Here is a 15,502-nt window from a genome sequence, read left to right as displayed (position 1 = left end):
GGCTAACCCTCGCATCGTCGGATGGCTCGGCTAATCTTCGCAATTATCCGAGAACGAATGAAGGGTCGATGTCGAGCCACGAGCAGCCGTCCGTAGCCGAGATTGCCGACGAGGTCAGGGGCTGGGTCGACGCTGGCCGCGAGACGTTGGCGGCGCGGGCACGTATCACTGAGGCCGGCGATGCAGCGATCGACGCGCTACGCGGGGCCACCGTCTCGGTGCGCCGAAACGGCCAAGTCCTCTGGCAGGTGTTGCCGCTGCGCCCCGCGAACCTCGAACATGTTCGTGACGTAGCCCGGCAGGCTCTGCTGCCGGAGGCAACCGCGGACGTTCACCGTGAACTGGAACGGCTCGCTACAACTATCGGCAGCGCCACCGACTCGGTGCGTGCTGTCACGGGCTTTCAACGATTCTTCGCCTTCGGTGGCCGTCGCGCGAATGGTGAGAACGCGGCAAAGGAGCTCACCGAGTATCGGGCGTGGTACCGGCGCCGCAAGATGGACGCCGCGTTCGCCCGCCTGGAGCCGGACGACTCCGCCGCAACAGGCGTTCTTCTTGCGGATGCGCTGGACACCAAGATCGGCCTGGCGTCACGGCTCGACATGGCCGCCGCGACAACCACGCTGGAACCGGCCCGCACGTTCGCGTTGCTGCCGAATGCGATGAAGCTCATTCAGCGGGCCGCCCATGAAGAAGCTGCGCAGCGGGCCGCCGCGCTGGAAGCCGGCAACGAAGTCCGTCGCGCAGAGACTGCCCGTCTTCTGGCTGAGATGCCCGTCGACCGGTTGAAAGAGGCGACCCGCGACCGCATCAGAGTTGGCGCCCTTCTAGACAACGGCATCGCCACCGTTCTTGAGGTGATCAAGCGGGGGAACGAGCTTGAGTTCTTGCCCGGGATTGGCGAGATGTCCGCGACGTACATCCGCGGTGCTGCCCGGACGATCATGCAGTCGACGTTCGAAGAGATGCCGATGCGTATCGACATACGGAACCGGTCGGCCGAACACACTGCGCTACTGCGCTGCCTACGCGGATGGGACGCGACGCGCAAAGCCCGCGCAGCACCCGACGACCTCCGACGTGTACGCGAACTTGCCGATCTGGCTGCTGCACTGGAAAAAGACGTTGTGTGTGTAGTCGTTTCTTGCCCCTCGACGGCGGGTTCCGATGAGCTCAAGGAGTCGATCCAGACCGTAGTGCGGTGCGCCCGGCAGATTGCCGACGCCCGCGATGCCGCACAGTCCGAGGACCCGTGGAACGACTTTCTCGCCCGGCCGGCGGATTACTTCGCCTTGCTCGCCGAACTCGGCTTCATCCTCGAAGACGAGGAGAAAACGCACGGGGATCTGTCCGAGGAGATCATCGAAGCGGTCCGGGCGTTCGAGCTCAAAATCGACTACCTCAACGTTTCACTACGCGGCTACCAGAGTTTCGGCGCGCGATTCGCCCTGGTACAACGCAAGGTCATCATCGGCGATGAGATGGGCCTCGGAAAGACCGTCGAGGCCCTGGCGGTCTTGGCGCACCTACGCGCGACGGGATCACAGCACACGCTGGTGATCTGCCCGGCAGCAGTCGTCACAAACTGGATGCGGGAGGTACAGAGCAAGTCGAAGCTGACGGCGCACCGTCTGCATGGCCCGGATCGGACCTGGGCGGGCGCCGATTGGGTGCGTCGGGGCGGGGTCGCTGTCACCACCTTCGAAACCCTGAAATGGTTGACGACCCACGTCGGTCCGCTTCCCGACATCGGTTGCGTCGTCGTCGATGAGGCGCACTACATCAAGAATCCATCGGCCCTGCGGACGCAACGCGCCGCCCGGATCATCGAGGCGTGTAGCCGTGCGGTCCTGTTGACGGGAACTCCACTCGAGAACCGGCTCGACGAGTTCCGAAACCTCGTAGGATACCTGCGGCCAGACCTGGTAGTGGATGCGACTGAGTTCGCGCCCACCAAGTTCCGCCGCCAGGTTGCACCGGCCTATCTGCGGCGCAACCAAGAAGACGTGCTCACCGAGCTGCCCGAGTTGGTCGAGGTGGATGAGTGGCTTGAGATGTCGCAGGAGGACTTTGGCGCCTACCGGACCGCCGTCGCGGAGGGGAACTTCATGGCGATGCGTCGAGCCGCCATGATGCACGGCGCGAAGTCGGTAAAGCTGCAGAGACTCTGCGAGATCGTCGAGGAAGCCGAAGACAACGGCCGCCGCGTCGTCGTGTTCTCCTACTTTCTTGATGTGCTTCAACAGGTTGCGGCGGCCTTGCCTGGGCGGGTCTTCGGCCCACTGACCGGCGCTGTGCCAGCAGTGAAGCGCCAGAAGATGATCGACGATTTTTCCGATGCGCAGCACGGTGCGGTCCTTGTGGCGCAGATCAGCGCCGGCGGGGTAGGCCTGAACATTCAGGCCGCATCGGTGGTGATCATCTGCGAGCCGCAGTTGAAGCCGACGACTGAGTGGCAGGCGATCGCTCGGGCACACCGGATGGGGCAAGTGCAATCTGTCCAGGTGCACCGACTCCTGTCAGAAGAAGGTGTCGACGAACGCCTGTGCCGAATGTTGGAGCGCAAGAGCGAGCTCTTCGAAGACTTCGCCCGCCGCGGCGATATTGCAGAGAGCGCGCCGGAAGCCTACGACATTTCAGAGAACGAACTGGCAAGGCAAGTCATCGCCGCAGAGCGCGAGCGATTATTCGGACGGGGCGCGCCGGTCACGCCGCCTACTGGGCCGAAGACGGACAACCGGGAGAACCTTCCAGTCCCGCAGCGACCCGATTCGGGGGCGGTTCAGGAGTCCTCGCCCGCACCGCAGACCAACGGATTTAAGCCAACCCCGAACGCATCGCCGCTAGCGGCCGCCGACATCATCACGGCGAAGCTAGAGCGAGTTGCAGAACCCAAGACGGATGAGGTTGAGCAGGTACGCGCTGCTGATCGCGTGAGCTCCCCGCGGCATCCCGAATTGCTGCCGTATCCCGTGTTCTCCGAAGTGCTGCCACCAGTCTCGGAAATTCCGACTAACCAGGTTGCGGGCATCGTGGCGCGAATCGTCTTAGCCGAAGGGCCAATAACAGGTTGGCGCATACATGAGGTCTATAAGAACTGCTCAACCGGCCGCGAGTCGCGCGACGAATTCTCCCGACTTCTCAACAGTGCAATCTCCGCCGCCGAGAGACGTAAGCTGATCGTAGCGGAAAACCCTTACAACCAGACAGGCAACAAGCCAAGGACTTTCAGGCTATCAACTCAGTCGTCGGAAATTGCGCGCGAACTGGGGCCGCGAACCATCAGTGTCGTGCCACCCACTGAGTTGGCGCAGTACTGCCGGGTCGTGTCCGCTAGCAGGCCGCTCTCCGACGGCGAACTGCTTCGACGAATCGCTCAACTTCTGGGCATCACCCTGCTGACGGCGGAAGCGCGCAACGCCATCTTGGCAGCCAAGAGGCTCGCTGTGCGGGCTGAGCCAAGTATCAGTCGGGTGCTCGCAACCGATGGTGGATCCGCCGCGGACGCCAGCGCTGCGCTGCGGAACGCCGTGAACAAGGGAAGCAATAAGGCGCAACGGACGGGAAACGCACGCAAGGAGCTCGACTCAAGACCTCGTTCGCCGTTCTACGACACCGATTTCGTTAATGGAGAGCGACGCGGCCATAGCCGTGGCCGAGACCAACGCTGATGAGCTGGTGGCTACTATCGGTGCTTGACGAGCTGGTCGCACTACCCATCAGAGCGCCGCGAGAAACCGCTGAATCTGTGGTGCGCGGTCCGCTGCGTATTTGTAACCGCTAACAACCTTTTCAAGTTGTGCTTCAGATTCGATGGGCATGTGGTAGTCCCGGAGGCAGACGCCCTGCCGAAAGCCGCCGATTCGGATGGTCATGCCGCAGCTTCCCGACTTGGTAAACTCACCGCCGGGTGGGATCGCCGCTTTTAACCGCGCGTACTCGCGCCAGTTGTCAGCAAATGCAGTCACGTACTCGCCAACGGACGCGGCGGGTATGCGCACGAAGGTCCCCTTGTACCGGTGGTCCGGCCCCGGAAAGTAGTACTCGATCTCCCAATCTTGAGACCGGACACGCAATTTTCCCGTACAGGGCAGGAGCTCTTCATAGGTTCCGGCAGGCACGTGTGTTCCTCGCAAGTCCGTGCGTCAACGATCTCGGGCTGCGAGCATACAGGTGGTAGGGCTTGCGCAAATGCCAGTCCGCGTCACTTGGACTGGAAAGCGGTCAGAACTGCTGGGCAGGTAGCCACTCTTCCACTCTGTCGGTGACGTGCTCTAAGTTCACTTATGGCGGCAACGGGGCCGCTGTCATGGGACGCAGGAGCTACGGGTAATGCCTGATCAGCGCTCGTTGTCGGAGTGGATGAGCGACGAGGAGCACCGGTGTCGCCAGGCGCTTGAGCCGGTGTCGCTGGTTGTAGAGAGCAACTTCAGCGCCGACGAGATCAGCCAAATCCAGTACCGGTACGGCCAAGCCGCCACCGCACTTCTCCGGCAGGGCTATTACCACCGCGACATCATCAGGAAATATCCAGCGTTGACACTGACCGCTCTGGTAGGGCACGCCGCGATTGCCTACCGGGAGGGCAAGTACTGGGACGAGTTCTTCGCCGAACTTGGCCGCCCTCGCGATCTGAATTTCGAGAATGCCCTACGCCACGCACTGACCGACCTGCTCGACAAATTCAAGCTGGCTCGCTTTCCCAGCCTGGAAGACCAGAACCAGTACGTGATGACGTTCGCCATGCACGCCGGCATCCCGGTGCACTGCCTGGCCGACCTGCTGCGTGTCGTCGACGACCACCTGACCCAGGGCCGCGACGCCAGCGGCGCCGCGCTGATCGAATGGCTCGACGAACCCGGCAAGGAATACCGCACCTTCTCCCTGGACGTGCCGGTGCGCAACTTCATCCACTACGGCGGCACGTTCGCCATCGACATCCTCGACCGGATCATCGAAGTTGTCGACGCGACGCTGACCAACCCTGCACTGCTGGACAGCGGCTTGGATTCATCAACGACCGGGCTGCCGGACATCATCGTCGACGAACTGATAAAACAGCTCCGCGACAACCCGCTGGGCTGGCAGGGGCGGCGTGCCACCCGGGCCGGTCTGCAGCGCCGGCCCGTGCTGCATTACGCGGTGGACGACGACCAGCTGCTGGTCGCCATCCCCTATCCGCGGAGCAGCTCGGACTCGCCGTGGCGGGTGTCGTTCGACGGCAAGGTCCGCCAGGTCTACGCCCAGCGCGGCTGGGGCGTCACCTCCCAGGACCAACCGCCCACCTTGGCGCCGATCCCCGAGCCGGTGCGCGAAATCCTGCTGTGGCACTCGGGCAGCGAGCAAAGCTTCACACTGTCGACGGTCGACAAAGCCGATCCGCTGCTGGTGTTTACCGCCGACGGTGCATGGATCCCCAAGCGCGAGCTGCTGAAACGCGGCACCGTGTGGGCGATCTACCCCTCGTCTAGCGAGCTGGTCGACCCGCGCTCCGGTAAACCCGTGGCCTCGGCGGTGATTGGAGCACCGACCGGTTGGCGGGGCTGGTGCAGCGCACTGGTCGACCTGGAAACCGTTGATTCGATTCAGCTGCGCCGGGCCGGCGACTTCGTCGGCCGGGCCCGGTCGGTCCGCCGGGACACCACCCCGACATTTGAGCTCGGCGAGCTGATCGCGGGATGCCTCACTGTCGACGGCCGCAAGGTGTACTCGAGTCGGCCGTGGGTCATGCTGCCGGCAGACCCATCGCCACAGCCAGCGTCCTGGCGGATTCGGACCCGCCGATTCGACAGCACCGACTGGATCGTGGATGACTCGTGGGATTCCGCCGAGGAGACCACCTGCGTTGACCCGTTCGACGAATCAGCCGACACCCAGCTTGGCCTGTTCGAGATCGTAGTCTCTGGGCCGTTGGGCGCTGACATCCGCGCAGTGGTGTTCGTCGCGGAGGGGTTGACAGTCGACTTCGACAATCCGCCGCGCTTTCCGGTGGCCGGCGGACTCTCACCGAGTGCCGCGATGATCACCTCCGAGTTTGAACTGACGGTCTCGGACTCCTGGCTGGAGTTCGATCGTGGTGACCGCAACCGCACCATCACCGTCAGCGACGGGGCCGATTCCGTCGAGCTGGTGATTCAGCCGCCGAGCGTCGACATCCGCACCGGTCTAGTGGGCCAGCCGGCACCTTGGCGCAGCAGCGCCGAGGCCTACACCCCTGATGCGCTTGGTGAAGACCGATTCGTTGCGATCCGCGCTCCGGGAGTCTCCTCGGTGCAGTTCGCGTTCCTGAACTCGGTCGGGGTTGTAACCCAAACTGAGACGCAGCCGCGTCGCAAAGCCGGCGAGGTGTACGAGGTTTCGACGAGGCGTTTCGTTGATACCGCGCGCAACGCAGCCACCGGGCGGATCATCGCCCGCATCATTAGCGGCGAAGGCAAGCTGGTCGATGTCACGGTTATTGCGGTTCGGCCGCCCACGTTCTGCTCGGGAGCGCACCTGGCCGATGGCGAGCTGGTCTTCCACAACCTGCTCACCGCCGACGACCTGGCCGTCAACATCTGGTGCAGCACCGCGCCGTGGCTGGAGCCGCGGGCCATCCCGCTCGACGGCGACCGCGCGGTGCTACCAGCAGAGCTGATCGAGGCCGGCCCACTGCTGTGCGAAGTGTTCGTCGACGACCCGTGGACCGCGGTTGAACCACCCCGCTGGCCTGGCCCCAACGCGATCCGCGTCGACCAGCCGGGCTGGGTCTCCGAAGGTACGTCGGCCACTCTTTCTCGGTTCCTTGCTGGCGACGGCCCGACTCCTGACTCGGTGAGCGCGATGCCCGAAGTTTGGTCGGCGCTGTGTTTCCCCGCCGCCGACGGCGTGAGCAGCCAGCGCATCGAATCCGCACTGACCAGAATCTTGCGCACGGAGCCGCGCGCGGCGTTAGAAGCGCTGGGCAACAGCACCATTGCGTTGGAAGACAAGATGGCGCTGTTAATCCGCACCGAGTTGGTCAACTGCTCGTTCGCTGCTGACTTCACCTTGAACGAACTGCATGCCGACCCGTGGTTTGGCTGCATGGTGGAACTCTCCGATTTGGCCGCGCTGCACCGCGACCGCGACAAGAAACGCGCCGAACGCGCCCAGACACTCGGCTACCTGAAGGACAAGGGCGGCGAGCTATTGATCGAAAGCCTGCGGGTCGGCAAGTTCGACTACGTCCGCGAAGGCAGCTTTGCTAGGAACGTGGTAGCGATGGACGGTATGTCGGCCGACCAGGTCGACGCAATCATTGACCAGCTGCGGCTGGTGCCTGGAGCCCTGCTGGGATCAGGTAGCCGGATGGCGGCCGCTGTCGAGGCGTTCCGCCAACGTGCGGACTGGGTAGCGTCGGGTTGGTCGGAGGGTTTCGCCGCCCAGCTTTCCTATGTGATGACCCCGATCCGGCGCGCCTGCCCGCTGGCCCACGACGTGATCGGACTGCGCAACGCCATGCTCGACGGCCTTGATATCGAGCACCTTCCGTGGATGCTGTTGACACTGCAATCGCTGACCCTGGCAGTTCTGGCCCGGCTGGAGGCCCACAACCGCATCGCCGGGCAGTATCTGAATTCCGGAATGCTGGCGACCTGGGCCCGGCTGGCTGAGCTTGCGCCCCGATTGGTGGCCACCGATCTGTTGATCGCTGAAGCCCTGGTCGTCCACTACTGCCATGGCGACCTCATTGGAGACGAATCGTGACCAAACCCCTTGATGCGCTTGCCGTTGGCCGGCAGATCGAAGAAACCTACAAGCGCTACCTCAAAACCCTGCTGTCACCGCGTGACCCGGCGCTGTCCCGGGCCTTCGATGCCGAGGTCGATGGCTCGCAGCTGCTGACGAAGGGACCGCTGCTGGAGCTGACCCCGCCCTACGCCCGCGGGTCGTCGATTAACCAGCTGATCGACGAGGGGCTGCTGCATCCTGGGCTACGGCGGATCAATTTTCCTGACGAGCAGCCGCTGTACGTGCACCAGGAAACCGCGATCCGCAAGGTCTTGTCGGGGCGAAATCTGGTGGTGAGCACCGGGACTGGATCTGGTAAGACCGAAAGTTTCCTGCTGCCGATCCTGAACTCACTGGCCGCTGAGGCAGCTGCCGGCACTTTGTGTCCGGGGGTGCGGGCACTGCTGCTGTACCCGATGAACGCGTTGGCCAACGACCAACTCAAACGTCTGCGCGGTCTGCTCGCCAGCACCCCGGAGATCACCTTCGGCCGCTACACAGGCGAGACTAAAGAAACCGATGTTTCAGCGCTGGCCGAGTTCCACGCCACTAACCGCGGCCAGAAGCGCCTGCCTAACGAACTGATCAGCCGCGAAGAGATGCGCCGGACACCGCCGCACATTCTGCTGACCAACTACGCGATGCTTGAGTACCTGCTGCTGCGCCCAGCCGACATGGACCTGTTCAGCGGCCCGCACACCGGAACCTGGCGATTCCTGGTGCTCGACGAGGCACACGTCTACGACGGAGCCCAAGGCTCCGAGGTCGCGATGTTGCTGCGCCGGCTACGGCAACGGGTGGCCAGCGGCAAAGCATTGCAGTGCATCGCCACCTCCGCCTCGCTGACCGGCACCTCGTCGGCGAACGCGCCGGCCGAGGCGATGAAGTTCGCCCGCGATCTGTTTGATGCGCCGTTCGAGTATGTCGATTCCGATCCGAACCGCCAGGATCTGGTGACCGCCACCAGGGAGCCGCATCGCCCTAAACCCACCTGGTCGTTGAGTGGTGAGCAGCTGTTGCGACTCGGCGCTGGTGATGAATCCGAGTTGGCGACGCTGGGTGGGGTTGACGACCCGGCTGAGGCGCTGCACGGCGAGAGGCTCACGGCGGACCTAAAGGCCGCACTTGCTGGGGGACCAGTCGGGGTACGCAAGCTGCAATCCAAACTGTGGCCGGAAGACCCGCAATCGGCGGAGAAACTGGCGGCGCTTGTCGCACTGGGTAGTCGAGTTTGCGATTCTTCCGGAAACCCGGTGCTCTCGGCTCGCTACCACATGTTCGTGCGGGCCACCGAAGGTGCATTTGTCAGCTTTGGCGACGACGGACCGCGAATCTTCCTCGGCCGACACGAAATCGACCCCGACACTCGGCGGGCGGTCTTCGAATTCGGCACCTGCCAGCGTTGCGGTGCGGTGCACCTGGCGGGAGACGTCGAACAGCACGACGGCCGCCAGCACTTTCGCCCGTCTACCAAGACCGAAGGGGCGGTGAACTGGCTAGTCCTCGTCGATGGCGCCGAGGAGACTCTGATCGACGAGGACGAAGTCACGCTGGGTGACCAGCGGTTTGCGGGCGACGCCACACTGCGCTGGCTCTGCGTAGGCTGCGGCTATCTGACTAGATCGGGGGAGACCGCCTGCTCAGGGCCGGGTTGCCCCGGCGGGCCGATGAAACTCGTTCGTGAACACCCGAACACCACCAGCGTGATGAGCAAGTGCACCGAATGCGGTGCGTTAGCCCGCCAGGTGATTCGCCGGCTGCGTACCGACACCAACGCCGCACCCGCGGTCATCACGACGGCGCTGTATCAGGAGTTGCCCGAGGCAGAAGATGAATCAGCTGATCATGTTGGCGGTGGCCGAAAGCTGCTGATGTTCTCCGACTCTCGGCAGGCGGCGGCATTTGCGGCGCCGTATCTGGACCGCACCTACGGCAGGCTGCTGGAGCGCCGCTATCTGACCCAGGCTCTCCAAGACCCGAAATACGCAGATGACGACCTCACTGTTGAAGATCTAGCCATCGTTGCGCGCAAGAAGGCTAGGGCGGCCGGGCACTTCCCGGAAGGCGCCGGCCGTGTCGCTGAGGAAAAGGCCGCCAACGAATGGGTCGTTGGCGAGTTACTGACCATGGATACCCGCCAGTCCCTCGAAGGCCTTGGTCTGATGCGGGTGGCACTCAAACGCCCGCGCGGTGAATCATTGCCACGCGGGCTGTCTTCGCTGGGGCTAAGCGAGGACGAGGGCTGGGCGCTACTGGATGAGCTGGTGAAATCTGCTCGGATGCAGGGCGCAATGACGCTGCTCGACGAGGTCGACATCAAATCCGAGCGATTCGAGCCCCGCAACGTCACCGTTCGGATCCGTTCCGATGGTTCGGATGCCCCGAAGAAGGTCCTCAGCTGGCTGCCCAGCGGCCGCCCCGGCACCACCAACCGGCGAATCACCTTCACCAAGAAGGTATTGGCGGCCGTTGCATCGAACGCCGACCCCCGCAAGGTGCTCGACGGATGCTGGCGTTTCCTCTGCGACAAGGGCTATGTCACCGTGGTGCCCGACAAGACATCGAGTGATGTATACCAGGTCAACCACGAAAAGCTGATGGTGCGCAATGGCTTGGACTGCGATTGGTATCGCTGCGATGTGTGCCGGCGCACCACCGCCTTCTCGGTGCGTGGCGTCTGCCCCAACAACACCTGTGACGGCAAGCTGATCGAGCGCACCATCCCGCCGGCGGCGTCGGACACCAATCACTACCGGGTGATCTACCAGACGATGACCACCGCACCGCTGTCCGCACGGGAACACACCGCCCAGTGGAGCGCACGGGAAGCTGCCACCATCCAGGACGAATTCATCCGCGGCCAGGTCAATGTGTTGTCTTGCTCGACCACCTTTGAGCTCGGCGTCGACGTCGGCGAACTGCAATCGGTGGTCATGCGCAACATGCCGCCCAAAACTGCCAACTACATTCAGCGCGCCGGCCGGGCCGGCCGTCGGGCAGCCTCCGCCGCGCTGGTGTTGACCTACGCCAAGCGCACCTCGCATGACCTTGCGAAGTATCAGCAGCCCGAGTCGATGATCAACGGGCAGATGCGGGTGCCATGGGTGCCGATCGACAATGTGCGAATCGCGCGGCGCCACGCACATTCCGTTGCGCTCGCCGCGTTTTTCCGGGATAGCTATGAAACCGACGGTTCCCAGTGGAAGTACGCCGGCGAATTCTTCGCTCCCGAAGACGGCCAAGAACCGCCGGCGTCGCGTGTGCGGAACTACCTGACGCCGGTCCCGGCCGGGATCAAGGCGGCACTGCACGAGGCGCTGCCGAAGCCCATTGCCGACGAACTGGGCGTTGCCGACGATCATTGGGTGCCGAAACTGTGCGACCTGCTGGATCGAGTGCGCGACGGTGTGAGCTCGGACATCAAGGAGCTCACCGAGGCCATCGACAAGGCCGCTGACGCCAAGAATGGTTGGTTGATGGAGCGGCTCAAGAGGACGCGCGCAACCGTCGAAAGGCGCCAACTGCTCGGGTTTTTGGCAAACCGGAACATCCTGCCGAAGTACGGCTTCCCGGTGGATACCGTCGAGCTGCGCACAGTGCACTGCGCGGACCGTTCTGGAGCGAAGCTTGAGCTCGACCGTGACCTGAGCTTGGCGATCTACGAGTACGCCCCCGGTAACGAGGTGGTGGCCGGCGGGAAAGTCTTCACCTCTCGCGGTCTGCATCGGATGCCGGGCCGCGAGCTGGAGGAATTCCAGTATCGGATCTGTCCGGCATGCAAGCGATTTCAAACCGCGCGGTTGCTGGATTCCGGGGAGCCGTGCCCGGGCTGCGGTGAAGGATTCGGGACGATCCGCAAGTACCTCATACCGGAGTTCGGCTTCGTCGCCGATTCCAAGGTGCACGATGTCGGCACCGCACCGCCGGAGCGGCGTTGGTTCGGGGCCAGTTACGTCGTTGACGTCGGTGATGAGATCAACACCCTGGTGATGAGGGCGCCTTCGGGAGTCGAGGTTGCTGCTCGAGCCGGTAAACGTGCCACGATGGCCGTCATCTCGGAAGGTGCGGGCGGTGGTTTCTGCGTTTGTTCCTGGTGCGGTTGGGCCGACGTCTACGGGCGCTCGAAACTGCCTCGCAAACACGAACGCCCGACGACCGGTCAGGAATGTACCGGGCCACTTTCGGTGTTCGCGCTGGGCCATCGCTACCAGACCGACGTTGCCGAATTCACCTTCAAAGACACCCGGTTCCTGGGTATTTCGGAGGAGAGCTGGCTCTCAACACTCTACGCACTGCTCGGGGGTGCTTCCGAGGCATTGGAGATCAGCCGCGACGACATCGACGGGGCGCTTGCCTGGAACAGCGACGGGCTACGCAGCATCGTCTTGTTCGACACCGTCCCCGGTGGGGCCGGAGCGGCAATGAAGATCGCCGAGAAGGTCGAACTGGTTCTGAAGGCCGCCCTTGACCGCGTGAACACCTGCGACTGCGGGCCGGAAACGTCTTGCTACGGCTGCCTGCGGTCGTACCGGAATGGGCGGTATCACGACAAGCTGTCGCGGGTCGGTGCGCTGCAGGTGCTGGAGTCTTTGGGCATCGATGGTCTGCGGAGTGGCATGAGTGACGAATGGGGGGTCGCGCTAGACCTTGCCACGGATCTCCTCGAAGCCTTGCTCTCCGAATTGGCGACCCTGGGCCTGCCGGAGCCGGAGGTCGGTGTCGAATTGGGCGAGTACTACTGGCCGATCGAGGCGGTGTGGAGAAAGCAGAAGGCCGTCGTCGTCGATGGGGTTGATGCCGAACGTGACGCCTCGTTGGCCAGGGAGGGGTTCACGGTTTTTCGGTTGGGGGAGACGGATGCCGGTGAGGTTGCCGGGGCCTTGAAGGATACATAGTGTCCAACATCGGTTATGGTGGTGCTCACGCAGGTTGCCTTCGGCGGTGGGCGGTTCGGTGATGTCGGCCAGCCGGGCCTGGTTGACCTCGGTGCAGCGAATTCATGGCGCATCCAGCCTCTGTCGTCGACAACAGCCACCAGGTCGTCATGGACCGATAAGCCGGACTTGGCCCTTGCGGCGGCGATAATTGGCGCTGACGTGGATTAGGTCATTGCCCTAGGGCCCCGTTGGCAGGCCAAAGTGGACCGGGATTTCGGCTTGCCGGTGAAATGTCTAGTACAAGTAGACCACTGCATTGTTGCCGCCCCTGCAGGTGATCCAGTTAGAGGCGTACGCAACACAGTGCACTACGAATCTCGACCCAGAACACTCGGCTCCGGACGTGCTACGACACGGAACGCTACCCGCCGCTACGACCGTTCGTCGTTCGGGGCTCACGTTGCCATACGTTGCCCAATAGGCTTCAAGCACCTGCTGAGCAAATCGACATGATGTCTCTAGCGTGCCGCGCCCCGACCGGGTCCCCCAACCGGTCCGTGAGTTCATCTGGTAACCGCCGTCGCAAGTTTGACGCTGGCTGCTGCCATCCGGCCCACTGACCAACGGCGGCAGGGCCATCTGCCGAGGCTCCTGCGCTGCAGGCGGTGATGTCGAGGATGAGTAGGTCGGTGGAGAGGACGTTGGTGATGAATAGTTCGGTGAGTTGCTCGGCCCGGTAGTGCGATGGGCGCGCGTTGTTGACGGAGTGCTCGATGAACTTGACGGCGAACCAAAGTTGCCAACAACGGCCGACAGGACGCTGACAAGCAAGATGGCCACCAGGCTAGCCCCGGTGAGGACAGCCGCCCACTTAGCGACCGAAGCCCACGTCGAATCTACTGAGCGGGATGGTGGTGCCGGCTGTGGCGCTGTGCTTGTCGATGGAACCGGGGCAGGCGATGTCGGCGCTGGAAGGGGAGTGTTCTTGCGATGTTGGGCTTCTTCGATGGCGTTGTTGAGGATGTAGGTCCAGGCCGCGGGCAGTGGGCGCCGTTCTGGCTCGTGGCAGAGGGTGTCGGCGATGATCTGGTGCAGCATCGTCGGGGTGTCCGTCGGAAGATCATCGGGCCTGGTGGTGATCTGGCTACCGACGATCAGCCGCAGTGCGAGCAACCCAAGTTTGTAGGCATCGGAATACACGGTGGCCAACTCTTCACCCGTCGGCACCGCCCAGCCGGGTGTCTCCATCTGCGGCAACACTGACATCCCGTCGATCCGCATCCCATCACAGTCAACGAAGTAGACCGCCGCCCGAGGTTTCAGCGAAAACAGCAGGTTCTTCGGCGACATGTCGCCGATACACACCGCGTGCCTGTGCAAAAACGCCATGGCTGAGGCGACCTCACGCAGCAGTTCGTAGCGCTGCACCTCATCGATGACGATGCCGCGAGCATCCAGAACCGCCTGCGGGTTCAACAGGTGTTGAAACTCCGCGAGACCGTCCGACACCCCCTTCAGGGTTGTTAGCGATACGGTAAACGCATCGGGGATCTCCGGCATCAAAAATCCGGTCGGCACCCCGTCATCTTCGACAAGCTCACACGGCCACGCCGCGATCGAAATGAGCCGCTCACCCTCCTGGCGTGGCATCGACTGTTCCACCAGTGTCGGCATCGCCGCCAACGCAGTGAAATCCACATCGGTACGAGTGTCGGACTTGTACTCCTTGTAGACCATGGCGTCGGTGAATGATGTTCGAGCCGCCGATGTCCGATACACTACCCCCTGGCCACCCTGGCCGACCTTGGTTAACTGCCCCAACTGATTTCGTTGCTTTGCGGCACGCATCATCTTGCCCTGTCCTCGGGCCGAGGTGATTGCGCCGGGTCGCTGTTCGCTGGCTGTATCGCCCAGATGGCGACCAGGGTTCTATCATCGTCGAACAGCTCGCGACTGAAATCCACTAGGTGGGCGAACTCCACCAGCGACGGTGGGGAAGGTTTAGCCAGGAGCTCGCGCAGTAGGTTGCCGACTCCACCGCGTCCATCGCCGAGTGGATCACCGATACCGTCGGTGCCAATTAGCAGCACCTCGTTGCTGGCGATGTCGACCACCGTGGGCTCCAGTGGGTCAGTTGGCACCTGCGGTAATGCTGTCACGGTTGCCGAGGTAAGCCCGGTCTCTGATATCGCTTTACCGCCGAGCAGTTCGGTGAACATGCCCGAAGAGAGCAACCACGCTCCTGAATCTCCGACACCGGTCAGGTATGCGCGCAGTCCCCCTGTTATCGCGGGCTCGATCACTGCGCAGACGAGAGTGGTGGCGAATTCTTCCTCGGCGCGCAACGGGTCGGGTTCGTCCAACCCGTATGAGATCTTGGCTTGCTCGGCGAGCGCCCACGCAACGTTCTTATACAGCAACTGCCAATCGGTATGTGCGACATCGTCGCCGAGATTTGACCGCAGCCAGTCGGCAGCATATCTGACGGCGGTTCCAGCGCCGACGTGTGACTGTCGCGCCCCAGAGACCCCATCGGCAACAACGGCGATGACACGTCGGCCGGGCAGTTGGTGGATCGCAAAATCGTCTTGGCGTGGTGCACCGTTGTGGCGGTGCATGTGTCCGCGCTGCGAGACGCCGCGAATGGTCACCGTGTCGGTCGACCACCCATCAAGGACGACGTCAGGCCGAAACGGGAACGACCGGAACTCGGCGCTGATCGCGACGGGCTCACCCGAAGGTGAAGGTGTCCCGACGCTTATTTGCGGGATAGCAAGCGGGCCGATCACCTTGGTCGTCCCGACCCAGTCGTGAGGTGCCGCGGGGGTGGGATCGAAAGATGTCGGCATCCAAGGGCCACGGGCAACCATGGG

General features: G+C 63.2%; 6 protein-coding genes. 3 read left to right on the top strand and 3 right to left on the bottom strand.

The window, feature by feature from the left end:
* The first annotated feature begins 68 nt into the window (after window positions 1-68).
* Complete coding sequence (locus ACAG20_RS13830) at window positions 69-3,671, top strand: DEAD/DEAH box helicase (protein ID WP_370492915.1); 3,603 nt, start codon at window positions 69-71, stop codon at window positions 3,669-3,671.
* A 48-nt stretch (window positions 3,672-3,719) separates the two neighbouring features.
* Here ACAG20_RS13830 and ACAG20_RS13825 read toward each other — a convergent pair whose 3' ends face one another.
* Window positions 3,720-4,121, bottom strand: coding sequence for a hypothetical protein (locus tag ACAG20_RS13825; RefSeq protein ID WP_370492914.1), 402 nt, complete (start codon window positions 4,119-4,121; stop codon window positions 3,720-3,722).
* 211 nt (window positions 4,122-4,332) lie between these two features.
* On the opposite strand from ACAG20_RS13825, the gene ACAG20_RS13820 reads away from it, so the two are divergent.
* Both ACAG20_RS13820 and ACAG20_RS13815 read left to right on the top strand, forming a co-directional pair.
* Window positions 4,333-7,728 carry a hypothetical protein gene (locus ACAG20_RS13820; RefSeq protein ID WP_370492913.1) on the top strand — a complete coding sequence of 1,132 codons (3,396 nt, stop codon included), beginning with the start codon at window positions 4,333-4,335 and terminating at the stop codon, window positions 7,726-7,728.
* Window positions 7,725-12,647 (top strand): DEAD/DEAH box helicase, encoded by a 4,923-nt coding sequence (locus tag ACAG20_RS13815; RefSeq protein WP_370492912.1) that lies wholly within the window; start codon window positions 7,725-7,727, stop codon window positions 12,645-12,647. Before ACAG20_RS13820 ends, ACAG20_RS13815 begins: the two co-directional genes overlap by 4 nt.
* Before the next feature lie 276 nt (window positions 12,648-12,923).
* On the opposite strand, the gene ACAG20_RS13810 is transcribed toward ACAG20_RS13815, so the two are convergent.
* Both ACAG20_RS13810 and ACAG20_RS13805 read right to left on the bottom strand, forming a co-directional pair.
* The gene (locus ACAG20_RS13810; protein ID WP_370492911.1) at window positions 12,924-14,480 is read right to left on the bottom strand and encodes a hypothetical protein; all 1,557 of its coding nucleotides are present in this window, start codon (window positions 14,478-14,480) and stop codon (window positions 12,924-12,926) included.
* Window positions 14,477-15,499: a protein phosphatase 2C domain-containing protein gene (locus tag ACAG20_RS13805; protein WP_370492910.1), complete on the bottom strand. Its 1,023-nt coding sequence runs from the start codon at window positions 15,497-15,499 to the stop codon at window positions 14,477-14,479. Before ACAG20_RS13805 ends, ACAG20_RS13810 begins: the two co-directional genes overlap by 4 nt.
* Window positions 15,500-15,502: the final 3 nt, after the last annotated feature.

It is taken from the genome of Mycobacterium sp. pW045, assembly GCF_041287085.1.
In the GTDB taxonomy this organism is placed as follows: Bacteria; Actinomycetota; Actinomycetes; order Mycobacteriales; family Mycobacteriaceae; genus Mycobacterium; species Mycobacterium algericum_A.
This window is presented reverse-complemented; position numbering and strand designations above follow the sequence as displayed.

Coding starts and splice junctions, on each gene's coding strand:
- ACAG20_RS13805 (WP_370492910.1), bottom strand. CDS start 15,499: ATGGTTGCCCGTGGCCCTTGGATGCCGACATCTTTCGATCCCACCCCC.
- ACAG20_RS13810 (WP_370492911.1), bottom strand. CDS start 14,480: ATGATGCGTGCCGCAAAGCAACGAAATCAGTTGGGGCAGTTAACCAAG.
- ACAG20_RS13830 (WP_370492915.1), top strand. CDS start 69: ATGTCGAGCCACGAGCAGCCGTCCGTAGCCGAGATTGCCGACGAGGTC.
- ACAG20_RS13820 (WP_370492913.1), top strand. CDS start 4,333: ATGCCTGATCAGCGCTCGTTGTCGGAGTGGATGAGCGACGAGGAGCAC.